Below are 26643 nucleotides of genomic sequence, written 5' to 3'. Positions count from 1 at the left end.
CGCCCGCCCCACCCCCGGACCACCCACACGCGAGGACGACCCGCACCGATGACGCTCCCCGTGCCCGACCCGACCCAGACGGGCTCCGCGCTGCCGGCGCGCGGCACCGACCCCCTCTGGTACAAGCGCGCCGTCTTCTACGAGGTGCTCGTCCGCGGCTTCGCCGACAGCAACGCCGACGGCATCGGCGACCTCCGCGGCATGATCGACAAGCTCGACTACCTGCAGTGGCTGGGCGTGGACTGCCTCTGGCTGCCGCCGTTCTTCGCCTCCCCGCTGCGCGACGGCGGCTACGACGTCAGCGACTACACCGCGGTGCTGCCGGAGTTCGGCGACATCCAGGACTTCCAGGAGTTCCTGGCCGCGGCGCACTCGCGGGGCATCCGCGTGATCATCGACTTCGTCATGAACCACACCTCGGACCAGCACCCCTGGTTCCAGGCCAGCCGCAGCGACCCCGAGGGCCCCTACGGCGACTTCTACGTGTGGGCCGACGACGACACCGGCTACGCCGACGCGCGGATCATCTTCGTCGACACCGAGAGCTCGAACTGGACGTTCGACCCGGTCCGCAAGCAGTACTTCTGGCACCGCTTCTTCTCCCACCAGCCCGACCTCAACTTCGAGAACCCGGCGGTGCAGGAGGCGATCATCGACGCCCTGCGCTTCTGGCTGGACCTCGGCATCGACGGCTTCCGGCTCGACGCGGTCCCCTACCTGTTCGAGGAGGAGGGCACCAACGGCGAGAACCTCCCCCGCACCCACGAGTTCCTCAAGCACGTGCGCAAGGTGGTCGACGCCGACTACCCCGACCGCGTGCTGCTGTGCGAGGCCAACCAGTGGCCGGCCGACGTCGTGGAGTACTTCGGCGAGGACGGCGACGAGTGCCAGATGGCCTTCCACTTCCCCGTGATGCCGCGGCTGTTCATGGCCGCCCGCCGGGAGCAGCGGTTCCCGATCTCGGAGATCATGGCCCAGACGCCGCCGATCCCCGACAACTGCCAGTGGGGCATCTTCCTGCGCAACCACGACGAGCTGACCCTGGAGATGGTCACCGACGAGGAGCGCGACTACATGTGGGCGGAGTACGCCAAGGACCCCCGCATGAAGGCCAACATCGGCATCCGCCGCCGGCTGGCGCCGCTGCTGGAGAACGACCTCAACACCCTCGAGCTGTTCAACGCGCTGCTGCTGAGCCTGCCCGGCTCGCCGGTCCTCTACTACGGCGACGAGATCGGCATGGGCGACAACATCTGGCTCGGCGACCGCGACGGGGTGCGCACGCCGATGCAGTGGACCCCGGACCGCAACGGCGGGTTCTCCACCGCCGACCCGCAGCGGATGTACCTGCCGCTCAACGCCGACCCCGTCTACGGCTACCAGACCACCAACGTCGAGTCGCAGCTGCGCAACACCAACTCGATGCTGCAGTGGATCCGCCGGATGATCGCCGTCCGCAAGGAGCACCCGACCTTCGGCCTGGGCACCTACGAGGAGGTCGGCTCCCGCAACCCGACGGTCCTGTCGTTCGTGCGCGAGTTCGGCGACGACATCGTGCTGTGCGTCAACAACCTCTCCCGCTTCCCGCAGCCGGTGGAGCTCGACCTGCGCCGCTTCGAGGGGTTCACGCCGATCGAGCTGACCGGCCGGGTGGAGTTCCCGCAGATCGGCGTGCTGCCCTACATGCTCACCCTCGCCGGGCACGGCTTCTACTGGTTCGAGCTGGCCCGCCCGCAGGAGCCGGCCGCCGAGCACGTCGAGGAGCAGGCCGGGGCCGCCGGCACGGAGAGCAGCCCGCTGGCCGACTCGTTGCTGGCCTCCGGGCTGGTCAACGAGGCCGAGCAGATCCCCGGTGACAGCGACACGCGCACCGACGACGAGCACACCGGAGGTGCCCGATGAGCACGGCCCTGGCCGAGGTGCTGCGGGACTGGATGCCGCACCAGCGGTGGTTCGGCGGCAAGGGCCGGGAGTGGGCCGACGTCAGCGAGGAGGGCTTCTTCCTCTCCCGCGCCGAGCCGGTGCTCTCGGTGCACCGGGTGCGCGTCACCTACACCGACGGCGCCGTCGAGACCTACCTCGTGCCGCTGTCCTGGCGCGCGCACCCCGAGGAGGACCTCAACGCCGCGTTCATCGGGGCGGTGCCGGCCAAGGACGCCGAGGGCGCCGACCGGGAGAACTACGCCTACGACGCGATGCGCGACCGCGACGCGACGACGCCGTGGCTGACCCAGCTGGCGGCCGCCGCCACGGTCGGGCCGATGCACTTCCACCCGGCCGGCAGCCAGACCGACCCCGCGCCGATCCCCGAGGGCGTGCCCGGCGACATCGTGTCCACCGAGCAGAGCAACACCTCGCTCGTCTACGGGCAGGACGCCATCTTCAAGCTGTTCCGCCGGCTCGAGCCCGGGCTCAACCCCGACGTGGAGATCGGCGAGGCGCTGCGGCGCACGGAGAACCCGCACATCGCCCCGCTGCTGGGGTACGTCGAGATCGACGACCCCGACCCGTCGGCCGAGCCCGCCACGGTGGCGATGCTGCAGACCTTCGTCCGGGGCGCGAGCGACGGGTGGCGGCTGGCCACGGCCAGCGTCCGCGACCTCTACGCCGAGGGCGACCTGCACGCCGACGAGGTGGGCGGGGACTTCGCCGCGGACAGCGAGCGGCTCGGCGCGGCCACCGCGTCGGTGCACGCCGACCTCGCGCGGGTGCTGCCGACCGCGCCGGCCGACCGCGAGTGGTTCACCGCGACCGCCCGGGGCATGACCGAGCGGCTGGAGGCGGCGCTGGGCGTCGTCCCGCAGCTGGAGGAGCACCTCGCGGCCCTGCGGAAGGTGTACGCCGCCGTCGCCGACAGCCCCGAGGAGGTGCTGCGCCACCGGGTGCACGGCGACCTCCACCTCGGCCAGGTGCTGCGGACGGCGACCGGCTGGGTGGTGCTCGACTTCGAGGGCGAGCCGGCCCGCCCGCTGGCCGAGCGCCGGCAGCTCGACAGCCCGCTGCGCGACGTCGCCGGCATGCTCCGCAGCTTCGACTACGCCGCACGTCACATGCTCGTGGAGCAACCCGACGACGCCCAGCGCGCGTACCGGGCGCAGGAGTGGGCAGTGCGCAACCGCGGCGCATTCTGCTCCGGCTACTCGGCGGCGAGCGGGATGGACCCGTGCGGGGACTCCCCCCTCCTGCGCGCCTTCGAGGCGGACAAGGCGGTCTACGAGTGCGTCTACGAGGCGCGCAACCGGCCGAACTGGCTCATGATCCCGCTGCAGTCGCTGTCCCGGCTCACCGCCGGGGAGTCCTGAACGCCCGCCCCGGGGCGACCGCACGGCCACCGGCACGGCTCCACCGCACGGCGCACCGCCCGGAGAGACCCAGCACGCAGACGAGACGACGGCACCAGACGACGGCAGAGGACGGCAAGCGACGATGACGACGAGCGACTCGACACCCCCTCCCGGCACGCCCACCGCCCACGAGACCGCCGAGGCGCCGGCCTCCAAGGAGGAGCTGCAGCGGGTGGTCGACGAGCGGGCCGCGCAGGCCCAGGCGGCCGAGAGCGAGCCGGTCGTGAACGCGGGCCCGGCCGAGCGGGCACCGGCGAAGAAGGCCGCGGCCAAGAAGGCACCGGCGAAGAAGGCCCCGGCCAGGAAGGCGACGGCTGCGGCGACGCCTGCCGCGACGGCGGCCGCGGTCGCCGACGGGGACGGCGCCGCCGAGCCCGCCGCCCCGCGGAAGACGGCGAAGCGGACCGCGAAGAAGGCCGCCGAGGGCGAGGCGCCGGTGAAGGCCACCCGCAAGCGGACCCCCGCGAAGCGGACCGCGGCCGACACCGCGGCCGTGCCCGCCGCCGACGTCGTCGCCGAGCAGGGCGGCACGACCGCACCGGTCGTCGCCCCCGCGCCGATCGCCGAGCCCGGCTCGCCCACGGGCGCGCCCGCGGCGGAGCCCGACGCGGCGCAGCCGATGGCGCCGCAGGCACCCGGCGAGGACGCCGGGACCGGCACGGGTCCCGACGGCGGGCCGGCCTCCGGCGCCGGCGGCGAGGGCACCGCGGTCCCGGCCGACGCCGTGTCCGAGGAGGACCTGCGCGCCATCGTCGACGGCTGGTCACGCGACCCGCACCGCGTCCTCGGCGCCCACCCCTCCGGCGACGGCTGGGTCGTGCGCGCACTGCGGCCCGACGCGTCCGGCGTGGTCGTCGTCGCCGAGGACGGCGCCCGCCACGATGCCCGCCAGATCCACCCGCGCGGCATCTTCGAGGCCCGGCTCCCGGCGCAGCCCGGCGACTACCGGCTCGAGGTGGCCTACGGCGCGGACACCTTCCCCGTCGACGACCCCTACCGGTGGCTGCCCACGCTCGGCGAGCTCGACCGCTACCTGGTGGGCGAGGGCCGGCACGAGCGGCTGTGGGACGTGCTCGGCGCCCACGTGCGCCGCTACGACACCCCGCGCGGCACCGTCGAGGGCGTCTCCTTCGCGGTGTGGGCGCCCAATGCGCAGGGCGTGAAGGTCACCGGCGACTTCGACTACTGGGAGGCCCGGCTCTACCCGATGCGCCAGCTCGGGTCGATCGGCGTCTGGGAGATCTTCGTCCCGGGCGTCCGGGTCGGGAGCCGCTACCGCTTCCACGTGCTCGGCGCCGACGGCGTGTGGCGGGAGAAGTCCGACCCGATGGCCTTCGCCACCGAGGTGCCGCCGCACAACGCCTCGGTCGTCACCGAGTCCAGCTACGAGTGGAACGACGACGCGTGGCTGGCCGAGCGCGCGCGCGGCGGCTGGCACGAGCGGCCGATGAGCATCTACGAGGTGCACCTGGGCTCCTGGCGGCAGGGGCTGTCCTACCGGCAGCTGGCCGACGAGCTCGTCGACTACGCCGTCGCCGCCGGGTTCACCCACCTGGAGTTCCTGCCGGTCGCCGAGCACCCCTTCGGCGGCTCCTGGGGCTACCAGGTCACCAGCTACTACGCCCCGACCTCGCGCTTCGGCCACCCCGACGACCTGCGCTACCTCGTGGACCGGGCCCACCAGGCCGGTCTCGGGATCATCGTCGACTGGGTGCCGGCGCACTTCCCGAAGGACGCCTGGGCGCTGGGCCGCTTCGACGGCACCGCCCTCTACGAGCACGACGACCCCCGCCGCGGCGAGCAGCCGGACTGGGGCACCTTCGTGTTCAACTTCGGCCGCACCGAGGTGCGCAACTTCCTCGTCGCCAACGCGCTGTTCTGGTGCCAGGAGTTCCACATCGACGGGCTGCGGGTCGACGCCGTCGCCTCGATGCTCTACCTCGACTACTCGCGCGAGGACGGCGAGTGGGTGCCCAACCAGTACGGCGGGCGGGAGAACCTCGAGGCGGTGTCGTTCCTCCAGGAGGTCAACGCGACCGTCTACCGCGAGGTGCCGGGCGTGGTCACCATCGCCGAGGAGTCCACCGCCTGGCCCGGTGTCACCCGGCCCACCCACCTGGGCGGCCTGGGCTTCGGGTTCAAGTGGAACATGGGCTGGATGCACGACTCGCTGTCCTACGTCTCCCGGCAGCCGGTGCACCGCAGCTACCACCACAACCAGCTGACGTTCTCGATGATGTACGCCTACTCCGAGAACTACGTGCTGCCGATCAGCCACGACGAGGTCGTCTACGGCAAGGGCTCGCTGCTGCGGAAGATGCCCGGCGACCGGTGGCAGCAGCTGGCCGGCGTCCGCGGCTTCCTGGCCTACATGTGGGCCCACCCCGGCAAGCAGCTGCTGTTCATGGGCTCGGAGTTCGCCCAGGACGGCGAGTGGGCCGAGAGCCGCTCGCTGGACTGGTGGCACCTCGACGACCCCGCCCACCGCGGCGTGCTGCAGCTGGTCACCGACCTCAACGCCCGCTACCGCGAGATCGCGGCGCTGTGGTCCCTCGACGTCGACCCGGCCGGGTTCCAGTGGATCGACGCCAACGACGCGTCCGGCAACGTCCTCACCTTCCTGCGCTACGGCACGCCGAAGGTGGCCGACGTCCCCACGCCCACCCAGGCGGCCGAGTCCGGCGCCGGCGGCGGGACCCCGGAGGGCGGGCAGACCGCCGGCCAGGCGCTGGCCGTCGTCTGCAACTTTTCCGGCACCCCGCACCACGGCTACCGCATCGGCCTGCCCCGCGGCGGCCGCTGGCGGGAGGTGCTCAACACCGACGCCGAGGGCTACGGCGGCTCCGGTGTCGGCAACTACGGCGGCGTCGACGCCGTCGAGGAGTCCTGGCACGGCCAGCCGTTCTCGGCCACCGTGTCCGCTCCGCCGCTGGGCACCGTCTGGCTCCTGCACGAGGGCTGACCCCCCGCCGACGGCCGGGCCGCTCCTCCTCCGGAGTGGCCCGGCCGTCGCCGTGCGCAGATCTGTTCCGCCCCCTGCCCCGCCCGTGCATCATGGCCCGGCTCCGCGCCGCCCCCGGTGGCGCGGACCGGTCCACGGGCACCCGTTCCCCGGGTGCCGGCACCCCGGCAGAGAAGGAACACCAGCTCCATGAGGCATGTCCTGCGCCGCGTCGTCGTCGCGGCAGCGGCGGGCAGCGTGCTGCTCACCGGCTGCACGAGCACCGTCTCCGGCACCGCGTCCCGCGGCCCGGACGTGCCGGTCGACGTCACCTCCGCGGACTTCCCGATCACCGGCGTCGCCGACACCGAGGCCGACCGGCTCGCGCGCAACGCCCTCGCCGACCTGGACACCTTCTGGTCGCAGGCCTACCCCGAGTACTTCGGCGAGGAGTACCAGCCGATCACCGGCGGCTACTTCTCCGTCGACTCCACGAACATCGACGAGTCGGCCTACCCGGACACCGGGATCGGCTGTGCTCGCGCGCCCGAGGACCCCGAGGGCGTGGCCAACAACGCCCACTACGACCCCAACTGCGACGTCGTCGCCTACGACCGCGCGCTGCTGCAGCAGCTCAGCGACGCCTACGGGCCCTACCTCGGCCCGGCGGTCATGGCCCACGAGATCGGGCACGCGATGCAGGGCCGGTTCGGCTTCGCCGACTCGACGATCGTCGTCGAGACGCAGGCCGACTGCCTGGCCGGCGCCTTCACCCGCTGGGTGATCGACGGCAACGCCGACCACATCGCGCTGCGCGCCGCCGAGCTGGACCAGGTCGTCCTCGGGGTCATCGGCCTGCGCGACCCGGTCGGCACCGACCCCGACGACCAGCGGGCGCACGGCTCCGGCTTCGACCGGATGTCGGCCTTCTACGCCGGCTACGAGAGCGGCGTGGGCTCGTGCCGCGACGACTTCACCGAGGACCGGCTCTTCACCGCCACCGAGTTCACCACCGAGGAGGACCTCGACAACGCCGGCAACCTGCCCGCCGACGAGATCGTCGACCTGGTCGCCACCACCCTGCCGGCGTTCTACCAGTCGGTGTTCCCGGGCCTGGGCGCGCAGTTCACCGAGCCGGCGATCGAGACCTTCGAGGGCGACGCCCCCGACTGCGGCGACATGGGCGCGGAGAACCGCGACCTGGGCTACTGCGAGGCCGACGACACCGTCTACCTCGACGCCGAGCTGCTCGGGTCGGCCTACGACGACATCGGCGACTTCGCCGTCGCCTCGGCCATCTCCGTCGCCTACGCCCAGGCCGCGCGCGCCCAGCTCGGCCTGCCCATCGACGACGCCGCGGCCATCTCCTCCGCGGTGTGCCTGACCGGCTGGTACACCGCCCGGTTCTGGACCGGCGACTTCGACCAGCTCGGCAGCCTCTCCCCCGGCGACGTCGACGAGGCGGCGATCTTCCTGCTCACCTACGGGCAGGAGGACGGGGTCTTCCCCAACACCGAGCTGTCGGGCTTCGAGATGGTCGACGCCTTCCGCAACGGCTTCCTCAACGGCGGCGTCGGCTGCGACATCGGCCTCTGACGAGGGGAGGCCGTTCCAGCACGTCACCAGCCGGGTAGAGCGGCTCCGATGAGCCACACCGTGCGCGCCCGGGGCGCCCTCGCCGCGCTGCTGACCCTCGGCGTCCTCGTGACGTCGGCGTGCTCGTTCGTCGTCGTCGGCACCCCCCGCTCCCAGGGGATGCCCACCCAGTCGGTCGACGACGGGACGCTGCGGATCGTCGGCGCCACCGACGGGCCGATCGACACCCTCGCCCGCAACGCGCTGGCCGACCTGCAGACCTTCTGGTCGGAGAGCTTCCCCGACGTCTACGGGCAGCAGTTCCCGCCGCTGACCGGCGGCTACTTCAGCGTCGACCCCGACGACGTCGACCCCTCGCTCTACCCCGACGGCATCGGCTGCGGCACCGACCCGCGGGAGCTGGAGAACAACGCCTTCTACTGCTCCTCGCAGGAGGCGCCCAACTCCGACTCCATCAGCTACGACCGGGCCTTCCTCGGCGAGCTCGCCGCGCGGTACGGCGAGGTCCTGCCGCAGCTGGTGATGGCGCACGAGTACGGCCACGCCGTCCAGGCCCGCGTCGGGTACCCGCAGACCTCGATCGCCACCGAGACGCAGGCCGACTGCATGGCCGGCGCGTGGACGGCGTGGGTCGCCGCCGGCGACGCCGAGTTCTCCTCGATCGACACCGACGACCTCGACCAGCTGCTGCGCGGCTACTTCCTGTTGCGCGACCCGGTGGGCACCGGCACCGGCGAGCAGCAGGCGCACGGCTCCTACTTCGACCGCGTCTCGGCCTTCCAGGAGGGCTTCGACGACGGCGCCACGGCCTGCCGGGACGACTTCGGCCCCGACCGGGTCTTCACCCAGGGCGAGTTCACCAGCGACGCCGACTTCGCCACCGGCGGCAACGCCTCCTTCCCCGACACCCTGAGCCTCATCGAGAGCTCGCTGCCGGAGTTCTGGAGCCGCGCGTTCACCGAGGTGCTCGACGCGCAGTTCGCCGAGCCGCAGCTGGAGGGCACCACCAGCCCACCGGGTTGCGCCCCCGCCGACGTCGCGCTGGTCTACTGCCCCGACGGCGGGGACGGCGACGGGCTGGTGGCCTACGACGAGCGGTTCGCCGACCAGGCCTACGAACTCGGCGACTTCGCCGTCGTCACCGGGGTGGCGATCCCCTACGCGCTGGCCGCCCGCGACCAGCTGGGCCTGTCCACCGACGACACCGCCGCGCTGCAGTCGGCGGTCTGCCTGACAGGCTGGTACGCCGCGCAGGTCTACAACCAGCAGCTGACCAGCGTGCGGATCTCCCCCGGCGACATCGACGAGAGCGTGCAGTTCCTGCTGACCTACGGCAACGACCCCGACGTGCTCGCCGACGTCGAGCTGACCGGGTTCCAGCTGGTCGACCTGTTCCGCGCCGGTTTCGTCAACGGCGCGGGGTCCTGCGACGTCGGAGTGTGACGGGCTCCCCCGAAGGGACCGGCCGCAGTTCGGCCCCCTCCAGGGCACCGCCGCGAGCGGAGCGAGTGGTGGGGAGGAGGGGGTCCTTGGTCAGTACAGAGCGGCCATGAGCTGGCGGCGGGCGGCGACGACCCGCTGGTCCTCGGGCCCGACGACGTCGAACAGCTCGACCAGGTGCTGGCGGGCGCGGTCGCGGTCGTCACCGGCGGTCCGGCGGACGACGTCGACCAGGCGGGTGAACGCGCCCTCGACGTCGCCGGTGCCCAGCTGGAAGTCCGCGGCGCGGGTCTGCGCCTCGACGTCGTCGGGGGCGGCGTCGGCGGCGGCGACCGCACCGGGGCCGGCGGCCTCGGCGCGGCGGATCAGCCGGACCTGGCGCAGCGCCAGCCCCGCGACCGGGTGGTCGGGCTCGGTCTCGAGGATCGCGGCGTAGGCGGCCTCGGCGGCCTCGAGGTCACCGCGGTCGAGGGCGGCCTCGGCGGCGTCGAGCCGGGGGTCGTCCATCCCCTCGTCCTCGGCGTCGGGACCGGCCCCGGGGACCGCGCCGCCGGTGGTCGCGCGCACCAGCTCGGTGACGAACTGGCGGGCCTGCTCCTCGGGGATGGCGCCGGTGAACTCCGCGACGAGCTGGCCCTGCCAGACGGCCTTGACCGCCGGGATGCCCTGCACGCGCAGGCCCTGGGCCAGTGCCGGGTTGGCGTCGACGTCGACCTTGGCCAGCACCCACGAGCCGCCGCCCTCGGCGGCCAGCCGCTCGAGCACCGGGGAGAGCTGCTTGCACGGGCCGCACCACTCGGCCCACAGGTCGAGCACGACCGGCACCTGGAAGGAGCGGTCGAGGACCTCGGTCTGGAAGGTGGCCTCGGTGACGTCCACGACCGCCGAGCCCGGGGCACCCGCGGGGGTGGCGGCGCTCGGGGGCGGGGCCGCCTGGGCACGCGCGGCGGCCTCCGAGCGCGCCTTCACGGCGGCGAGGTCGACCGCCCCGGCCAGGGAGGCGGCCAGCTGTGCCTGCTGGGCCTGCGCGCGCGGGTCGGGGCGTCCGGGACGGGTGGGCTGCATGCCCCCATGATCCCACCGGCGGGCCGGCGCGGTGTCAGCCCTCGGCGGACGGCGCCGGATCGACGTCCGCGACGTCGCCGGCGCCCAGGCGCACCCGCCGGAGCAGCGCGAACAGCGTCTCCTGCTCGGCGTCGGGCAGGTCGCCGAGCCCGAAGTCGAGCGCGGTGAGCTGCGCGGTGGCCGTCTCGACCACCGCGCGGCCGCGGTCGGTGATGCCGGCGAGGACGCCGCGCCCGTCGGCGGGGTTGGGCCGGCGGTCGACGTAGCCGGCCGCGGCCAGCCGGTCGATGGCGTTGGTGACGCTGGTCGGGTGGACCATCAGCCGGCTGCCGATGACCTTGAGCGGCAGCTGCCCGGTGCGGCTGAAGGTCAGCAGCACCAGCACCTCGTAGCGGGCGAAGGTCAGCCCGTGCGGGCGGAGCACCTCGTCGAAGCGGGCGAGCAGGATCTGCTGCACCCGGAACACCGACGTCGCGGCGCGCATCGCCGACGCCGGCCCGAAGCGCTGCTCCCAGGTCTCCCCGGCCCGTTCGATCGGGTCGAACGGCAGCCCCAGCGCCCGGACCATGCGCCCGACGCTACCTGCCCCCCGCCCGCGGCCCCGTGTCCGCACCGACCGGTCACCCGCGCGGTGTCGACCTGGTGTCGTCTCGATCACGTCGAGACGACACCAGGTCGACGAAGGGCGGCCCTGTGGACAGCACCGGGCCCGCGCTGCGCCGATCGGCCATCCTCCGGCGGTGCCCACTCGACCCGTCGCCCCGGCAGCGCTGCGCGGCCGCGTGTTCCGCGGCTCGGCGCAGGTCGCCGCCGGACACCTGACGAAGGGACAGCTGCGCAGCGCCGCCTGGCAGCGCCTGTTCCGCGACGTCTACGCCTGTTCCTCGGTCGCGCTCACCCACGAGGTGCGCGCGGGGGCGGCAGCCCTCCTGCTCCTCCCCGGCGCCGTGGTCTGCGGCCGCAGCGCCGCCGTCCTGTGGGGAGTCGACGCCGCCGGGCCGGACGACGACGTCGAGGTGACCGTGCCGCCGGGGTCGCCGGCCTGCACCGTCCCGGGTGTCCGCGTCCGCCGGTGGGCGTTGCTGCCCGATCAGATCACCACCCGCCGCGGCATCCCGGTCACCGTCCCCGCGACCACCGCCGTCGACATCGGACGCGCGCCGGTCCCGCTCGCCGAGTCGGTGGTCCTGGTGGACGCCCTGGTCGCGTGCGGCGCGACGGAGCTGGCGGCCGTCCGCACCGCCGCCGCGGCCGCGACCGGGTCGGGCTGCAGGCGGGCACGACGGGTCGCCGACCTGGCTGACGGGCTGGCCGGGTCACCGCAGGAGACGCGTCTGCGACTGCTGCTGCACGCATCGCGACTGCCCCGCCCGGTCGCCCAGCACACCGTCCTGGACGCGAACGGAGACTTCGTGGCGCGGGTGGACTTCGCGTGGCCCGCGAAGCGGCTCGCCGTCGAGTACGAGGGCCGGTGGCACGGACGCCCTCAGCACGTGGCCTCGGACCGCGCCCGGCTCAACCGCCTGACCGCCGCCGGGTGGCGGGTCGTGTTCGTGACCGCCGAGGACCTGCGTGATCCCGACCTGGTGGTCGCGCGCCTCGCCGCACTACTGCTCGGGTGAGCGCCCGTCGTCGACCTGACGCGGCCTCCGTCCGCCTGAGACGACACCAGGTCGACAACGGGCAGGCGGGGAGCCTCAGGCGGCGGGGCGGAGGCGGGGCACCTCGCGGACGCCGAAGACCTCCCGCAGCGCGACCTGCGCGGCGTTGTCCCCGCAGGCGCCGTGCACCGCCGGCCCGGGCGGGGTGGCCGACGAGGCGAGGAAGACCCCCGGCACCGGCGTCTTGTAGGTGTTCCACCGCGGCACCGGGCGGAAGAGCATCTGCCGCAGGGTCGCCTGGCCGTTGGAGATGTCCCCGCCGAGGTACATCGGGTTCCACGCCTCCATCTGGACGGCGTTCTTCGTGGCGCGCTCGACGACGGTGTCCTTGAACCCCGGCGCGAAGCGCTCGACCTGGTCCTCGATGGCCGCGGTCATGTCCACCTCGGAGCCGTGCGGGACGTGCACGTAGGCCCAGAAGACGTGGCCGCCGGCAGGCGCGCGGGTCGGGTCGGGCACGGTCGGCTGGACGGCGAGCACGTACGGGCGGTCGGTGGTCCGTCCCTGGTTGGGGGCCCGCTCGCCGGCGATGGTCTCCTCCAGCGTCCCGGCGACGTGCAGGGTCCCGGCCCGCCGGACGTCGGGGTGGGTCCACGGCACCGGGTCGGACAGGATCCAGTCGATCTTGAAGACGCCGGCGCCGTGGCGGTACCGCCGCACCCACCGCCGGTAGCCCTCGTGCACCCGGTCGCCGGCCATCGACACGAACGCCTCCGGCGTGGTGTCGAGCAGCACCGCCGGGACGCCGTCGAACTCCCGCAGGTCGGTGACCAGGTGCCCGGTGACCACCTCGCCGCCCTGCTGCTCCAGCGCGGTCACCATCGCGTCGGCGAGGTTCTGCGACCCGCCCTCGATCAGCGGCCAGCCGACGTGGTGGCCGAGCATCGTCAGCAGCATCCCGAGCGCGGAGGTCAGCGGCTGGCTCAGGTCGAGCATGCCGTGGGCTGCCGCGCCGCCGAGCAGCGCGCGGGCCTCCTCGGTCTCGAAGTACCGGTGCGCCAGCCAGCTGACGTTGGGCAGCCCGTTGAGCCCGAAGTGCGCGATCTGCGGCACGCTGCGGGTGGGCAGGCGGCGCAGCCGGCTGTTGAGGAAGTAGTCGACGACGTCCTGCCCGTGCTCGACGAGCGGCCCGAACAACCGGCGGTAGGCGGCCCCGTCGGGGCCCAGCCCGTCCGCGGTCTCCTCGAGCGAGTGGTACGCGACCGCCGCGCGGCCGCCGTCGAGGGGGTGGGCGTAGTTGACCTCTGGCTGCACCAGCCGCACGCCGCGGCTGGGCAGGTCGAACTCGCGGAAGAACGGCGACGCCGCGGCCATCGGCTGCACGATCGAGCAGACGTCGTGCCGGTAGCCCGGCCGCATGAGCTCCTCGGTGCGCATCCCCCCGCCGGGCCGCTCCGCCGCCTCGACCACCTGCACGCGCAGCCCGGCCGCCGCCAGCCGCAGGGCCGCGGCCAGGCCGTTGGGTCCGGACCCGACGACGACGGCGTCCGGCTTCCCGTTCATCGACAGACCCCGTTCACCCGGCCAGTCTGCCCGCGGGTGCTCGGTGCTGCGCGGTCAGAGGGAGGCGAGGAGCCGGTCGGCGGCGCGGTAGGGGTCGGTCTCCCCCGCCACCACCGCCCCGGCGAGCGCGGCCAGCGCCGCCGACCCGCGCACCTCGCCGATCCGCTCCCGCAGCCCGGTCAGCGCGATCGCCTCGATCTCCCGGGCGGCTCGCTCGGTGCGGCGGCGGGCGCCCTCCCCCGAGCCGGCCAGCCACCGGCGGTGCGCCTCGACCTCGTCGAGCAGCCGGTCGACGCCGTCGCCGCGCGAGGCCACCGTGCGCACGATCGGCGGCCGCCAGGCGCCGGGCCCGGTGTGCCGCCCGCCCAGGGACTGCGCGTAGCGCAGGTCGCGCACCGTACGGTCCGCGCCGTCGCGGTCGGCCTTGTTGACGACGAGGACGTCGGCGACCTCGAGGATCCCGGCCTTGGCCGCCTGGATGCCGTCGCCCATCCCGGGCGCGACGAGCACCAGGGTCGTGTCGGCCAGCGAGGCGACCTCCAGCTCGGACTGCCCGACGCCGACGGTCTCGACCAGGACGACGTCGCAGCCGGCCGCGTCGAGCACCCGCAGCGCCTGCGGCGTCGCCCAGGCCAGCCCGCCGAGGTGCCCGCGCGAGGCCATCGACCGGATGAAGACGCCGGGGTCGCCGGCGTGGTCCTGCATGCGCACCCGGTCGCCGAGCAGCGCCCCGCCGGAGAAGGGTGAGGACGGGTCGACGGCGAGCACGCCGACCCGCCGGCCGGCGGCCCGCAGCGCGCGCACCAGCGCCGTCGTCGTCGTGGACTTGCCGACGCCGGGCGCACCGGTGAGCCCCAGCACCTGGGCCGAGCCGGTGTGCGGGGTCAGCGCCGCGGCGACGTCGCGCAGCGCGGGACCGGCGTCCTCGACCAGCGAGATCAACCGGGCGACCGCGCGGGCCTCGCCGTCGCGGGCGCGGGCGACCAGGTCGGGGACGTCGACCGCGCGCCGGCCCCGCCTCCCACGCGGGGCGGCGGGGCCGGGCGTCGCGACGGCCGTGCCCTCCAGGACGTGGCCGTCGGGCGTCACGCGGGAGCGGGCACGTGCAGGATCAGCGCGTCACCCTGGCCGCCACCGCCGCACAGCGCGGCGGCACCGACGCCGCCGCCGCGACGGCGCAGCTCCAGCGCGACGTCGAGCACGATGCGGGCACCGCTCATGCCGATCGGGTGGCCCAGGGCGATGGCGCCACCGTTGGGGTTGACCTTCTCCGGGTCGAGGCCGAGCTCCCGCGTCGAGACCAGGGCGACGGCGGCGAAGGCCTCGTTGAACTCGACGAGGTCGAGGTCCACGGGGTCGATGCCCTCCCGCTCGCAGGCCCGCCGGACCGCGCGCGCGGGCTGGCTCTGCAGGGTCGCGTCGGGCCCGGCGACGACGCCGTGGGCGCCGATCTCGGCGATCGGGGTGATGCCCAGCTCCGCGGCCTTGTCCGCGCTCATGACCACGACCGCGCAGGCGCCGTCGGAGATCTGCGAGGCGGTGCCGGCGGTGATGGTGCCGTCCTCGGCGAAGGCCGGCTTGAGCCGCGCGAGGGTCTCGACCGTGGTGTCGGCGCGGACGCCCTCGTCGTCGCGGAACTCGATGGGGTCGCCCTTGCGCTGCGGGACGAGCACCGGGGTGATCGCCTCGTCGAAGACGCCGTTCTTGCCCGCGCGGGCGGCCTTCTGGTGGCTCTCCGCGGCGAAGGCGTCCTGCTCCTCGCGGGTCAGCCCGTACCGGTCGTTGGCCTGCTCGGTCAGCGCGCCCATGGCGACCTGGTCGAAGGTGTCGGTCAGCCCGTCGTGCGCCATGGCGTCGACGAGCCGGGCGTCGCCGTACTTGGTGCCGGTGCGGCCGCTGGGCAGCAGGTGCGGCGCCTGCGTCATCGACTCCTGCCCACCGGCGACGACGACGTCGAACTCGCCGGCGCGGATGAGCTGGTCGGCCAGCGCGATGGCGCTCAGGCCGGACAGGCAGACCTTGTTCACGGTGATCGCCGGGACGGTCATCGGGATGCCGGCGGCCACGGCGGCGGGGCGGGCGGGGTTCTGCCCAGCGCCGGCCTGCAGCACCTGACCCATGATCACGTACTCGACCTGGTCCCCGCTGATGCCGGCCCGCTCCAGGGCCGCCTTGATCGCGACGCCGCCGAGGTCGGCCGCGGAGAAGTCCTTGAGCGAGCCGAGCAGCCGGCCCATCGGGGTCCGGGCGCCGCTGACGATCACCGAGCGGGACATGCTGCCTCCTGGAGCGCGCCGCCGACGCTGGCGGCGACGGGTCGGGTCGCGCCCGCGGGGATCGCAGGGCGGTGACAGGGCCTGCGGCGAGGATAGATCGGTTCTCCAACCGGGGCGACGGCCCGACCGGGGCCGGCGGGCGGGCGGGCGTGCCGGCGTGATGCGCGCCACACCCGAGAGTCGTCTCAGACGTCTTGCGCCATCATGGCCCGATGACCGGTCTGCCCGCCGAGCTGTTCACCACCGTCGACCACGTCGGGATCGCCGTGCCGGACCTGGACGAGGCGATCGCCTTCTACGCGCGGACCTTCGGCGTGCGCTCGGTGCACGAGGAGACCAACGAGGAGCAGGGCGTCCGCGAGGCGATGCTCGCCGTCGGCGGTGGCGAGACGCGCATCCAGCTGCTCGCGCCCCTCACGCCCGAGTCGACGATCGCGAAGTTCATCGGCCGCTCCGGCCCGGGCCTGCAGCAGCTGGCCTTCCGGGTCGACGACGTCGAGGCCGCCGCCGCCACCCTGCGCGAGCGCGGCCTGCGGCTGCTCTACGACACCCCGAGGCGGGGGACGTCGGGCAGCCGCGTCAACTTCGTGCACCCCAAGGACGCCGGCGGCGTGCTCGTGGAACTCGTCGAGCCCGCCCCCCCGGCCTCCTGAACGTCGCCGGTTACCGGCCGGTAACCTGCCGCCGCACCGCCCGTACCGCAGCACCGCCCTCCGAGCCGACGAAGACCCGGGAGTGATCCGTGGACGCGATCAGGGACGCCATCCTCGCCGACCAGCTGGCCGACATCGGCGGGCTGCCGGTACCGGAGTCCTACCGGGCGGTCGTCGTCCGCAAGGACGAGCAGGACATGTTCGCCGGGATGCCGACGAAGGAGAAGGACCCGCGCAAGTCGCTGCACGTCGAGGAGGTCCCCACCCCGGAGCTGGGCCCGGGCGAGGCGATCGTGGCCGTGATGGCGTCGTCGGTGAACTACAACACCGTCTGGACGTCGATCTTCGAGCCGGTCAGCACCTTCGGGTTCCTCGAGCGCTACGGCCGCCAGAACGAGCTGACCAAGCGGCACGACCTGCCCTACCACGTGGTCGGCTCCGACCTCGCCGGCGTCGTCCTGCGGGTGGGCCCCGGGGTGAACAAGTGGCGGCCCGGTGACGAGGTGGTCGCCCACTGCCTGTCGGTGGAGCTGGAGGACCCGGCCGGCCACGACGACACGATGATGGACCCCCAGCAGCGCATCTGGGGCTTCGAGACCAACTTCGGCGGCCTGGCCGAGCTGGCGCTGGTCAAGAGCAACCAGCTCATGCCCAAGCCGGCGCACCTGTCCTGGGAGGAGGCGGCCGCGCCGGGGCTGGTCAACTCCACCGCCTACCGGCAGCTGGTGTCCCGCAACGGCGCGGGCATGAAGCAGGGCGACGTCGTCCTCATCTGGGGCGCCTCGGGCGGCCTGGGCTCCTACGCCACCCAGATGGCCCTCAACGGCGGCGCGATCCCCGTCTGCGTCGTCTCCAGCCCCGAGAAGGCCGACATCGTGCGCTCCCTGGGCGCGGAGCTGGTGATCGACCGCTCCGCCGAGGGCTACCGGTTCTGGAAGGACGAGCAGACCCAGGACCCGAAGGAGTGGCAGCGGTTCGGCAAGCGGATCCGCGAGCTGACCGGCGGCGACGACGTCGACATCGTCTTCGAGCACCCCGGCCGGGAGACCTTCGGCGCCAGCGTCTACGTCGCCAAGAAGGGCGGCACGATCGTCACCTGCGCCTCCACCAGCGGGTACATGCACTCCTACGACAACCGCTACCTGTGGATGAACCTCAAGCGGATCGTCGGCTCGCACTTCGCCAACTACAAGGAGGCGTGGGAGGCCAACCGGCTCATCGACAAGGGCCTCGTGCACCCCACCCTGTCGCGCACCTACGCCATGGCCGACGTCGGCCAGGCCGCCTACGACGTCCACCACAACCTGCACCAGGGCAAGGTCGGCGTGCTGACCCTCGCCCCGGAGGAGGGTCTCGGGGTCAAGGACGCGCAGAAGCGCGAGCGGCACCTGTCCGCGATCAACCGCTTCCGCGGCGTGTGAGCCCGGCGGCGGCCCGGCCGGGTGGGGCCGGCCGGGCCGCCGCGGGGACCGGAGGGAGCGGACCGCACGGTCCGCCGGACACGCTGACGACACTCCCGGACTCTGCGAGGATGAGCGCATGACCGATCCCCGCCGCGACCTGCTGCCGATGCGCGAGGCCCAGCACTCGTTCGACGTGGTGCTGCGGGGTTACGACCGCCACCAGGTCGCCGAGACCATCGAGCGCCTCGAGGCCGACATCCGGGTCGCCCTCGCCGACCGGGACGCCGCCGTCGGCCGCGCCGGTGACCTCGCCGGTCAGCTGTCGGCGATGCACGGGGAGATCGAGCAGCTGCGCCGCAAGGCGGCCACCTCCGGGCCGGCCACCTTCGAGAACATGAGCGAGCGCATCTCGCACATGCTCCGGCTCGCCGAGGAGGAGGCCGCCGACATCCGCGGCGCCGCCGAGCAGGAGGCGCGCGCGCTGCGCGAGCAGACCGCCGCCGAGGAGCGGGCGATGCTCGAGCGGCACGCCGCCGGCCGGGCCGAGGTGGAGCGGATGCTCGCCGAGGCCCGCCAGAACGCCGAGCAGATCGCCACCAAGGCGCAGATCCGCGCCGACGAGCTCGTCGCCAAGGCCCAGGAGAAGGTGGCCCGCCTGGAGGCGGAGTCCCAGGCCCGCCGCACCAAGGCGGAGGAGGACTTCGAGATCGCCCAGCGCGCCCGCCGGATGGAGGCCGCCCGCATCGAGGAGGAGCGCGAGCGCGCCTCGGTGCAGGCCGCGCAGGACCGGGTCGCCGCGGCCGAGGCGCACGCGGCCCGCGTCGTCGGGGAGGCCGAGGCCTCGGCCGCCGCCATCCGCCGGATCCGGGACGAGCTCACCGGCCGGCTCACCGAGGCACGGCGGGTGCTCTCCGCCCTGCCCGACCTCGCCGACCGGCACCAGCCGCGCCCGGCGACCCCGCAGCAGGGCCAGGGGGGCCAGCAGGGCCAGCCGCAGCAGGGTCAGGCCCAGCCGGGCCGGGCTCCCCAGCAGAGCCAGCCGCCGCGGCCCGGGGCGACCGAGGAGGTGCGGCTGCCGCGCCGGGAGCCCGCGGGGCCGCCGACCGCCGTCCAGCCGGTCGCCGGGCCGCAGACGGGGATGCAGCCCGCGGTGGGTCCGCAGGCCGCCGTGCAGCCCGGCGTCGGGGCCTCCGGCGGCGGCCAGCAGGCCGCGCCGCGCCAGGCGACGCACGCCCGCACCGTCGAGACGCCGGCCGCCGGCGCCGGGGAGGCCGCGGCCGCCCGTCAGCCCACCCGCGCGCCGTCCACCCAGCCGGCCGTGCAGCAGCCGGACACCTCTCCGGAGCGGACGCAGGCCATCCGCCCGATCCACTCCGGCGGTCAGGACGAGGGACGGCACGCCGGCGGTGCCAGCCGCGTCCCCGAGGGCGAGCGCCCGGCCGGGCAGGAGCAGCCCCCGGCGGACCCGCCGACGCTGGTGCAGCCCGCGGCCGGCCCGCAGGACACCGGCGGGCAGCCGGCCGTCCCCGGGCGCCGCTGACACCCAGGGGGCACGCCTTCCCGCGCGCGGGCCGCGCGGCGGCACGGTAGGCAGGACGCGTGCCCGACGCCGCCGGACCGGCCGGCTCCGGTCCGGCGGCCGGGCCCCGCCACGCCGACCCCGACGACACCCCGGCACGGGCACTCCCCCGCCTCGGGCACCGGGCCCGGCACCGCGACCGGTCCACCCGGCCGGGTCCGCTCGTCCGCGGCGGCCTCCTGGCGCTGGTGCTGGCCGCACTCGTCGTCGCCGCTGCGCTGGTCCCCCGGCTGACCGGCGCCCCGCCCGGCGAGGCGGGGACCGCCGCTCCCCCGCCCACGGCCGGCGAGCCCGGTACGCCGGCCGCGTGGCTGTCCGCCGCCCTGCCGCCGACGACCGACCTGGCCGCCGCGGACGCCGTCCGCGAGGAGCTGTCCGCCTCCGGCGTCCCACCCGACCGGCTGCGCCCCGCCGGGGCCGGCGTCGCGTCCGGGAGCCTGCTCGCCGTGACCGGTGCGGCTCCCCCGGACTCGCGCGTCGTCGCGCGGTTCGACCGGCCCGGCGGTGGCGAGCTCCTCGTGGTCGACCCGCGACCGGGCGAGCCGACCGCCGAGCAGCTCGAGCGGCGCCGGTCGCTGGCCGAGGCGCTGCTGGCCAACCCGACCACGGGCGCCGGCCCGGAGGCCGCCGACGTCCTGCGGTCGGGCGAGGTCGACCTGCGGCTGCTCAGCCTGCTCGCCGCACTCGCCGCCCGCGAGGGCGTCGGCGTCGCCGCGTTCCCGGTCCTCCCCGGCGAGGAGGGCGCCGCCACACCGGCCCGCCGGGTGCTGCTCGACGCCGTCGGCGGTGCCGCGGTCCCCGACGACCCGGCGGCCGCCGACCGGCTGCGGGCCTGGCTGGCGGCCCAGCGACCGCCGTTCCGGCCCGACGACGTCCAGGTGACCGACGACGGCGTGCTGGTCTCCTTCCGCTACGCCCCGGACCCCGACGCCCTGGTCGCCGACGCCACCCGGTGACACCACCCCGGCGTGCGCACCCGCCGGCGAGGGGGTAGACGTGGGGACGTCCCGGCCGCGGTGCGGACCCCGCCGGCCGGGTCCTGAGACGGGGGAGGCACGAGTGACGAGGACCGGCCGCGTCCTGACCGTGGCGGCACTGACCGCCGCGCTGGCCGGGCTGCCGCTGTCCGCGGCGGGCGCGGAGGAGGGTGGCCTGCTGCGGCTGGCGCACCTGTCCCCCGACACGCCGGCGGTCGACGTCTACGTCGACTCGGTCGCCGACCCCGCCGCGGGGCAGGTGTTCACCGCGGTCGGCTACGGCACGGTGTCGGAGTACCAGACCGTGCCGGCCGGCACCTACGCGATCAGCATGCGCGCCGCGGGGGCCGCGCCGGACGCACCCCCGGTGCTGTCGACGACGGTCGAGGTGGGCGACGGCACCGCCCGCACGGTGGCCGGCGTCGGCCCGTTCGCCGAGGTCGGGCTCGAGGTCCTCGAGGACGACCTGGCACCACCGGCAGCCGGGGCGTCGCGGCTGCGGGTGGTCGCGGCCGCCTCGACGGCGCCCACCCTCGACGTCGCGGTGGCCGGCGGGCCGCAGGTGGCCGACGACGTCGCCTTCGCCGACGCGACCGGCTACGTCGACGTCCCCGCCGGGACCACGAGCCTCACCGTGACCCCCGGCGGCGGGCAGGCCACGGACCTGCCGGTCGAGACGGCCGCGGGCTCGGTCTACAGCGTGCTGGTGCTCGACCGGCCCGGGGGCGGCCTGACCGTGCGGGCCGTGCTCGACGCCGCCGGCCCCGCCGTCGTCCCGAGCGGCGGCGTGGAGGCCGGCGCGGGCGGCACCGCACCCGCCGAGGACCCGTCGCTGCCGGTCGTCCTGACCGCCGCGGGGTCGCTGGCGGCCGGCGCGGGACTCCTCGTGAGGACCAGGCGGCGCGCGGCGGCCCGGCCGAGGCACGCCGCCTCGCGGGGCCGGTGACCGCGCCGGCCCGCCACCGGGCCCCCCGGCGCGGCGCCCGGTACCGCACCCGCCACCGGGGCGCGGCGGTGCTGCCGGGCGTGGTCGCAGGCGTGCTGGCGCTCGTCGCGGGCGCGGTCTGGCTGTTCGTCCCCGGGTCGCCGGCCCCCGCCCGGGCGACGTCGGCCCCGGCCTCCGTCCCCGGCCCGGTGGTGCTCGCCGCCCAGCCGTCGGCGGCTCCGGCGGTGCCCGTGCGGGTACGGGTGCCGGCGGCCGGCGTCGACAGCACCCTGGTCGAGCTCGGCCTGGACGCCGCGGGTGCCCTCGCGGCGCCGGCCGACCCCGCCGTGGCGGGGTGGTACGCCGCCGGTCCGGTACCGGGCGACGTCGGTCCCGCGGTGGTGGCCGGGCACGTCGACTCGGCGCGGGGGCCGGCGGTCTTCGCGCGGCTGGCCGGGCTCGCGGACGGCGACGAGGTGCTCGTCGACCGCTCCGACGGCACCACCGCGCGCTTCACGGTGACCGCCGTCGAGCGGCACCCCAAGGGCGCGTTCCCGACCGAGCGGGTCTACGGCCCGACGCCGGACGCGCAGCTGCGGCTGGTCACCTGCGGCGGCGACTTCGACCGCTCGGCCCGCAGCTACGAGGACAACGTCGTCGTCTTCGCGCGGGCGGCCTAGCGGCGGCGGTCCCGGGCGCGCCAGCAGGCAGCGTGCCAGTGCCGGCGCAGGTCGGCCGCCGAGTCGGTGTCCCAGGGGTCGAGGTCGGAGTCGCGCGCGTAGGCCGGCCAGGTCACCAGGTGCGGCGTCCCCGGCCGGATCTCCTGGTCGCACCCGGGGCAGCGGTAGGGCTTGGTGCTGGCCGCGCCGGTCAGCGACCGCACGACCCAGTCGCCGTCGCCGGCCTCCTCGACCCGCTCGGGGCGAGCGGACAGCGGAGGGCGGCTCCCCGGCCGCCCGCCGCCGGTCCGTCGTCCCCGCCGGGCCACTCAGCGGCCGGAGTAGTCCCGGAACCCGCGGCCGGTCTTGCGGCCGAGGTACCCGGCGGTGACCAGGTGCTCCAGCAGTGGGGCCGGGGCGAAGCCGGGCTCGCGGAACTCGGTGTAGAGCTCCCGCTCGATCGCCAGCGCGACGTCGAGGCCGACGACGTCGAGCAGCTCGAAGGGCCCCATCGGGTAGCCGCAGCCGACCTTCATCGCGGCGTCGATGTCGTCGGCGGTCGCGTAGTGCGCCTCGAGCATCTTCACCGCGTCGTTGAGGTAGGGGAACAGCAGCGCGTTGACGATGAACCCGGCCCGGTCGGCGCAGGAGACCGCGTGTTTGCCCAGCTGTGCGCAGACCGCGTGCGCGGTGGCCGCGACCTCCGGGGCGGTGGCGATGGTGCTGACCACCTCGACCAGCTTCATCACCGGCGCGGGGTTGAAGAAGTGCAGCCCCACGACGTCGCCGGGGCGCTCGCTGGCCCTGGCGCACTCGATCACCGGCAGGCTCGAGGTGGTGGTCGCGAGGACCGCGCCGGGCCTGGCGATCTCCCCGAGCGCGGCGAACAGCGCCTGCTTGACCGCCAGCGACTCGACGACGGCCTCGATCACCAGGTCGCGGTCGGCCAGGTCGTCCAGCGCCGTGGTCCCGCGGACCCGGCCGAGCACCGCGTCGCGCTCGGCCTCGTCGAGACGGCCGCGGGCGACCTGTTTGTCCAGCGAGCGCCGCAGCGCCGTCAGCACCGCCTCGACCTTCTCCGGCGAGCGGGCCTGCACCAGCACGTCGAAGCCGCCCTTGGCGACGACCTCGACGATGCCGGTGGCCATCGTCCCCGAGCCGACGACGCCGACGGTCGAGACCGGGCGGGCGCCCTCGGTGACGCTGCCCGCCGACGGCGTCCGCTCGTCGGGGACGACCTCGGCCGAGCCCGGGGCGGCGTAGGTGTAGAAACCGCGCCCGGACTTCCGGCCCAGCAGGCCGGCGGTCATCATCTGCTTGATCACCGGGCTGGGGGCGTGCAGCCGGTCGCGCGACTGCTTGTACATCGTGTCGAGGATCTCGTAGGCGGTGTCGATGCCGATGAGGTCCATGAGCGCCAGCGGGCCCATCGGCAGGCCGCAGCCGAGCCGCATGGCCGCGTCGATGTCCTCGCGGCTGGCGTAGCGGTGCTCGTACATGGCGACCGCGTGGTTGAGGTAGCCGAACAGCAGCGCGTTGGCGATGAAGCCGGCCTTGTCGCCGATGGTCACGTCGACCTTGCCGAGCCGGGTGGCCAGCGCCTCGACGTCCTCGACGACCGCCGGCTCGGTCACGACCGTGCGCACGACCTCGACCAGCTTCATGACCGGCGCGGGGTTGAAGAAGTGCATCCCGATGACCTTGCTCGGCCGGCCGGTGGCCACCGACAGCTCGGTCACCGACAGGCTGGAGGTGTTGGTCGCCAGGATCGTGTCCGGCGGGCAGATCTTGTCCAGCTTGCCGAACAGGTCGGTCTTGAGCTCCATCCGCTCCGGGACGGCCTCGACCACGAGCTCGGCGGTGGAGAGGTCCTCCAGCGAGGTGGTGAACCGGATCCGCCCGGTGATGGCGTCGCGGTCGGCCGGCTCGAGCTTGCCGCGGGCGACGGCCTTGCCGGTGGACTGCTCGACGTGGGCACGGCCGCGGTCGAGCGCCTGCTCGTCGACCTCGACGGCGGTCACGGACAGGCCCGCGCGGGCCATGACCTCGGCGATGCCCGCCCCCATGGTGCCCAGGCCCACCACGCCGACCTCGGTCAGTTCTCTGGCCACGCTGCCGTCTCCTCCCGTCGCCTGACCGGGGCAGTGTCGCACCCGGGAGGGCGGGAACCGGCGCTGGGTGCCCGGCTCAGAACAGCCGCTGGGTGGGGTCGTCGGTGCCCTTGAGGACGGCGTAGTCGACGGTCACGCAGTCGATGCCGCGGTCGTGGGCGAGCACCCGCGCCTGCGGCTTGATCTCCTGCGCGGCGAAGACGCCCTTGACCGGCGCCAGCAGGGGGTCGCGGTTGAGCAGCTCGAGGTAGCGGGTCAGCTGCTCGACGCCGTCGATCTCGCCGCGCCGCTTGACCTCCACGGCCACGGTCGCGCCGTCGGCGTCGCGGCAGAGCAGGTCGACCGGGCCGATCGCCGTCGGGTACTCGCGGCGGACCAGCTGCCAGCCGGCCCCGAAGGTCTCCACGTGCAGCGCGAGCAGCCGCTGCAGCTCCGCCTCGACGCCGTCCTTCTGCAGACCCGGGTCCACGCCCAGCTCGTGGGAGGAGTCGTGCTCCACCGACTCGATGGTGATGACCAGCTGCTCACCGGCCTTGTTGGTGACCGTCCAGGTCCCCGCCCCGTCGACCAGCTCGTCCTTGAGCGTGCAGGGGGGCGTCATCCAGTTGAGCGGCTTGTAGGCCCGGTCGTCGGCGTGCACCGACACCGAGCCGTCGGCCTTGACCAGCAGCAGCCGGGGGGCCATGGGGAGGTGGGCGGTGAGCCGCCCGATGTAGTCGACCGAGCAGCGGGCGATGACCAGGCGCACGGGCGCCGACGGTACCGGTCCGGTCACGACGGGAACCGCCGAGCCGGGCCGGGCGTGGCAGGTCCGTGGCGACGACGACGGCGGCGCGTGTGGCGTCCGTGCTGGCCGGGGCGCTGGTCCTCAGCGCCTGCGCGGGGCGCGGCGGGGAGGCCGCCGCGCCGCCGTCACCGGCCCCGCTGCCCGCCGGCCTGGTGCTGCAGGTGGCGCTCACCGGCGGGTTCACCACGCCGGAGGAGCTGGCGACCCGGCTGCCGCTGGTGAGCGTCTACGGCGACGGCCGCGTGCTCACCCAGGGCGCGCAGATCGCGATCTGGCCGGCGCCGGCGCTGCCCAGCGTGCAGGTGACCCGGGTCGACGACGCCACCGTCCGCGACCTGGTCGAGCAGGCGGTGGAGGCGGGCGTGACCGGGACCGGTGACCTCGGCTCGCCGCCCTTGGCCGACGCGGCCGCCACCCGGTTCACCCTCGTGACCGCCGAGGGCGCGACGGTGCGGGAGGTGTACGCGCTGGCCGAGACGCCCGACGACAGCGTGACCCCCGAGCAGGCCGAGGCCCGCGGGCGGCTGCGCGACCTGGTCGACGAGCTCACCGCCCTGGCCGCCGGACCGGCGGAGCCCTACGAGCCGCAGACGGTGGCCGCCGTCGTGCAGCCGTACACCGGCGACCCGGAACCGCCGCAGCCCGAGGTCGCCTGGCCCGGCCCCGAGCTGCCCGGCACCTCCCTGGGCGCCGGGCTGGGCTGCGTGACCGCGACCGGGCAGCAGGCCGCCGACGTGCTCGGCGCGGCGGCGTCGGCGAGCGTGCTCACCCCGTGGGTGACCGCCGACGGCAGCCGCTGGTCGGTGGCGTTCCGGCCGGTGCTGCCGCACGAGTCCGGCTGCGCCGACCTCTCCGTCCGGTGACGGCCCCCTGCAGGGTCCCGCCGCGAGCCTGCGAGTGGCGGGGAGCAGGGGGTCCTTCCTCAGTCCGTCCAGACCGGCGGGCGCTTCTCCAGGAACGAGCGCATGCCCTCGCGGGCGCCGTCGATCTGGCTGGCGGCGGCCATGACCTCGATCGCGGTGGCGTAGGCGTCGCGCTCGGGCCGGTCGAGCTGGGCGTACATCGTCTGCTTGCCCCACGCCTTGCTCGCCCTGGAGCCGCGGATCGCGCGGGCCATCAGGTCGTCGACGGCGGCGTCGAGCCCGCTGTCGGGCACCACCCGGTTGACCAGGCCCCACTGCAGCGCGGTCGCGGCGTCGACCACGTCCCCGGTGAGCGCCATCTCCATCGCCCGCTTGCGGCCGACGTTGCGGGCGATGGCGACCATCGGCGTGTGGCAGAACCAGCCGCCCTTGCCGCCCGGGGCGGCGAAGCCGGCCGACTCGGCGGCGACGGCGAGGTCGCAGGAGGCGACGAGCTGGCAGCCGGCGGCGGTGGCCAGCGCGTGCACCCGGGCGACGACGACCTGCGGCACCTGCTCGAGCGTCTGCATGAGCTCGGTGCACAGCGCCAGCAGGCTGCGCACCTCGGGCAGCGGCGCGTCGAGGACGTCGCGGAAGTCGTGGCCGGCGCTGAACACCGGCCCCTCGGCGCCGAGCACGATCCCGGCCGCGTCGCTCTCCCCCACCTCCGTCACCGCGGCGAGCAGCTGCTGCAGGTGGTCGCGGGACAGCGCGTTGCGCCGCTGCGGCCGGCACATGGTGAGGCGGACGACGTCGCCGTCCCGCTCGACGCGGGGCGCACCCTCGGCAGTCATGTGAGCGACCTCACCACGAGCGGCTCG

The 26643-nt window shown here is 75.0% G+C and carries 22 protein-coding genes; 13 read left to right on the top strand and 9 right to left on the bottom strand.

Translation table 11 applies throughout. The features are described from left to right. Positions 1–48 precede the first annotated feature (48 nt). The 5 genes from treS to CHC04_RS03355 all read left to right on the top strand — a co-directional run bounded on the left by treS (position 49) and on the right by CHC04_RS03355 (position 9324). Positions 49–1902, top strand: coding sequence for a maltose alpha-D-glucosyltransferase (gene treS / locus CHC04_RS03375; protein ID WP_089402435.1), 1854 nt, complete (start codon positions 49–51; stop codon positions 1900–1902). Further along, positions 1899–3302, top strand: coding sequence for a maltokinase N-terminal cap-like domain-containing protein (locus tag CHC04_RS03370; RefSeq protein WP_089402434.1), 1404 nt, complete (start codon positions 1899–1901; stop codon positions 3300–3302). Before treS ends, CHC04_RS03370 begins: the two co-directional genes overlap by 4 nt. Before the next feature lie 124 nt (positions 3303–3426). Further along, positions 3427–6306, top strand: a complete 2880-nt coding sequence (glgB, locus tag CHC04_RS03365) for a 1,4-alpha-glucan branching protein GlgB (protein WP_089402433.1) — start codon at positions 3427–3429, stop codon at positions 6304–6306. A 189-nt stretch (positions 6307–6495) separates the two neighbouring features. Then, positions 6496–7881 (top strand): neutral zinc metallopeptidase, encoded by a 1386-nt coding sequence (locus CHC04_RS23890; protein WP_176449803.1) that lies wholly within the window; start codon positions 6496–6498, stop codon positions 7879–7881. A gap of 48 nt (positions 7882–7929) precedes the next feature. Beyond that, complete coding sequence (locus CHC04_RS03355) at positions 7930–9324, top strand: neutral zinc metallopeptidase (RefSeq protein ID WP_089402431.1); 1395 nt, start codon at positions 7930–7932, stop codon at positions 9322–9324. 90 nt (positions 9325–9414) lie between these two features. Here CHC04_RS03355 and CHC04_RS03350 read toward each other — a convergent pair whose 3' ends face one another. Together CHC04_RS03350 and CHC04_RS03345 are read right to left on the bottom strand one after the other, a co-directional pair. Then, on the bottom strand, positions 9415–10386 hold the full coding sequence (locus tag CHC04_RS03350) for a tetratricopeptide repeat protein (RefSeq protein ID WP_089402430.1): 972 nt from the start codon (positions 10384–10386) through the stop codon (positions 9415–9417). 34 nt (positions 10387–10420) lie between these two features. After that, entirely contained in the window at positions 10421–10954 is a 534-nt protein-coding gene (locus tag CHC04_RS03345) for a MarR family winged helix-turn-helix transcriptional regulator (RefSeq protein WP_089402429.1), read from the bottom strand. A gap of 172 nt (positions 10955–11126) precedes the next feature. On the opposite strand from CHC04_RS03345, the gene CHC04_RS23885 reads away from it, so the two are divergent. Further along, the gene (locus tag CHC04_RS23885) at positions 11127–12008 is read left to right on the top strand and encodes an endonuclease domain-containing protein (RefSeq protein ID WP_089402428.1); all 882 of its coding nucleotides are present in this window, start codon (positions 11127–11129) and stop codon (positions 12006–12008) included. A 75-nt stretch (positions 12009–12083) separates the two neighbouring features. Here CHC04_RS23885 and CHC04_RS03335 read toward each other — a convergent pair whose 3' ends face one another. The 3 genes from CHC04_RS03335 to CHC04_RS03325 are packed head-to-tail and all read right to left on the bottom strand — an operon-like array spanning position 12084 to position 15826. Continuing rightward, positions 12084–13550 (bottom strand): phytoene desaturase family protein, encoded by a 1467-nt coding sequence (locus tag CHC04_RS03335; RefSeq protein ID WP_089402427.1) that lies wholly within the window; start codon positions 13548–13550, stop codon positions 12084–12086. Between the two features lie 54 nt (positions 13551–13604). Further along, positions 13605–14639 (bottom strand): methylmalonyl Co-A mutase-associated GTPase MeaB, encoded by a 1035-nt coding sequence (meaB, locus tag CHC04_RS03330; RefSeq protein WP_245816947.1) that lies wholly within the window; start codon positions 14637–14639, stop codon positions 13605–13607. Next, positions 14636–15826 carry an acetyl-CoA C-acetyltransferase gene (locus tag CHC04_RS03325; protein ID WP_089402426.1) on the bottom strand — a complete coding sequence of 397 codons (1191 nt, stop codon included), beginning with the start codon at positions 15824–15826 and terminating at the stop codon, positions 14636–14638. The genes meaB and CHC04_RS03325 overlap by 4 nt, the downstream gene beginning before the upstream one ends. 212 nt (positions 15827–16038) lie before the next feature. Here CHC04_RS03325 and mce point away from each other — a divergent pair, with 212 nt between their 5' ends. From mce to CHC04_RS03295, 6 genes are all read left to right on the top strand, one after another. Beyond that, positions 16039–16479, top strand: coding sequence for a methylmalonyl-CoA epimerase (mce, locus tag CHC04_RS03320; protein WP_089402425.1), 441 nt, complete (start codon positions 16039–16041; stop codon positions 16477–16479). A gap of 89 nt (positions 16480–16568) precedes the next feature. Further along, entirely contained in the window at positions 16569–17900 is a 1332-nt protein-coding gene (gene ccrA / locus CHC04_RS03315; protein WP_089402424.1) for a crotonyl-CoA carboxylase/reductase, read from the top strand. A 118-nt stretch (positions 17901–18018) separates the two neighbouring features. Beyond that, positions 18019–19422, top strand: coding sequence for a hypothetical protein (locus CHC04_RS03310; protein WP_089402423.1), 1404 nt, complete (start codon positions 18019–18021; stop codon positions 19420–19422). Positions 19423–19481: 59 nt separating this feature from the next. Then, entirely contained in the window at positions 19482–20417 is a 936-nt protein-coding gene (locus CHC04_RS03305; RefSeq protein ID WP_089402422.1) for a hypothetical protein, read from the top strand. A 103-nt stretch (positions 20418–20520) separates the two neighbouring features. Further along, on the top strand, positions 20521–21384 hold the full coding sequence (locus CHC04_RS03300; RefSeq protein ID WP_089402421.1) for a DUF4397 domain-containing protein: 864 nt from the start codon (positions 20521–20523) through the stop codon (positions 21382–21384). Then, positions 21381–22043, top strand: coding sequence for a class F sortase (locus tag CHC04_RS03295; protein ID WP_245816946.1), 663 nt, complete (start codon positions 21381–21383; stop codon positions 22041–22043). Before CHC04_RS03300 ends, CHC04_RS03295 begins: the two co-directional genes overlap by 4 nt. Here CHC04_RS03295 and CHC04_RS03290 read toward each other — a convergent pair. The 3 genes from CHC04_RS03290 to nucS form a co-directional block, all read right to left on the bottom strand. Continuing rightward, entirely contained in the window at positions 22040–22246 is a 207-nt protein-coding gene (locus tag CHC04_RS03290) for a hypothetical protein (RefSeq protein WP_245816945.1), read from the bottom strand. The two genes, CHC04_RS03295 and CHC04_RS03290, sit on opposite strands and share 4 nt — an antisense overlap. Before the next feature lie 105 nt (positions 22247–22351). Next, positions 22352–24133, bottom strand: a complete 1782-nt coding sequence (locus tag CHC04_RS03285; RefSeq protein ID WP_089402420.1) for a 3-hydroxyacyl-CoA dehydrogenase family protein — start codon at positions 24131–24133, stop codon at positions 22352–22354. Positions 24134–24209: 76 nt separating this feature from the next. Further along, on the bottom strand, positions 24210–24881 hold the full coding sequence (gene nucS / locus CHC04_RS03280; protein ID WP_089402419.1) for an endonuclease NucS: 672 nt from the start codon (positions 24879–24881) through the stop codon (positions 24210–24212). Between the two features lie 89 nt (positions 24882–24970). Between nucS and CHC04_RS03275 the strand changes: the two genes are divergently transcribed. Then, positions 24971–25783: a hypothetical protein gene (locus CHC04_RS03275; RefSeq protein WP_217897143.1), complete on the top strand. Its 813-nt coding sequence runs from the start codon at positions 24971–24973 to the stop codon at positions 25781–25783. Positions 25784–25842: 59 nt separating this feature from the next. On the opposite strand, the gene CHC04_RS03270 is transcribed toward CHC04_RS03275, so the two are convergent. After that, on the bottom strand, positions 25843–26616 hold the full coding sequence (locus CHC04_RS03270; RefSeq protein WP_089402417.1) for an enoyl-CoA hydratase-related protein: 774 nt from the start codon (positions 26614–26616) through the stop codon (positions 25843–25845). Positions 26617–26643 lie beyond the last annotated feature (27 nt).

This window comes from Geodermatophilus saharensis, assembly GCF_900188205.1.
GTDB lineage: Bacteria > Actinomycetota > Actinomycetes > Mycobacteriales > Geodermatophilaceae > Geodermatophilus > Geodermatophilus saharensis.
The sequence above is the reverse complement of the archived record's forward strand: the minus strand, read 5'-3'. Positions and strand labels throughout refer to the sequence as shown.

Bases quoted from the DNA above. Each gene is read 5' to 3' on its own strand.
- CHC04_RS23890 (WP_176449803.1), top strand. From the start codon at position 6,496: ATGAGGCATGTCCTGCGCCGCGTCGTCGTCGCGGCAGCGGCGGGCAGC.
- CHC04_RS03350 (WP_089402430.1), bottom strand. From the start codon at position 10,386: ATGCAGCCCACCCGTCCCGGACGCCCCGACCCGCGCGCGCAGGCCCAG.
- glgB (WP_089402433.1), top strand. From the start codon at position 3,427: ATGACGACGAGCGACTCGACACCCCCTCCCGGCACGCCCACCGCCCAC.
- CHC04_RS03370 (WP_089402434.1), top strand. From the start codon at position 1,899: ATGAGCACGGCCCTGGCCGAGGTGCTGCGGGACTGGATGCCGCACCAG.
- mce (WP_089402425.1), top strand. From the start codon at position 16,039: ATGACCGGTCTGCCCGCCGAGCTGTTCACCACCGTCGACCACGTCGGG.
- CHC04_RS03270 (WP_089402417.1), bottom strand. From the start codon at position 26,616: ATGACTGCCGAGGGTGCGCCCCGCGTCGAGCGGGACGGCGACGTCGTC.
- CHC04_RS03345 (WP_089402429.1), bottom strand. From the start codon at position 10,954: ATGGTCCGGGCGCTGGGGCTGCCGTTCGACCCGATCGAACGGGCCGGG.
- treS (WP_089402435.1), top strand. From the start codon at position 49: ATGACGCTCCCCGTGCCCGACCCGACCCAGACGGGCTCCGCGCTGCCG.
- CHC04_RS03310 (WP_089402423.1), top strand. From the start codon at position 18,019: ATGACCGATCCCCGCCGCGACCTGCTGCCGATGCGCGAGGCCCAGCAC.
- CHC04_RS03335 (WP_089402427.1), bottom strand. From the start codon at position 13,550: ATGAACGGGAAGCCGGACGCCGTCGTCGTCGGGTCCGGACCCAACGGC.
- CHC04_RS03355 (WP_089402431.1), top strand. From the start codon at position 7,930: ATGAGCCACACCGTGCGCGCCCGGGGCGCCCTCGCCGCGCTGCTGACC.
- CHC04_RS03325 (WP_089402426.1), bottom strand. From the start codon at position 15,826: ATGTCCCGCTCGGTGATCGTCAGCGGCGCCCGGACCCCGATGGGCCGG.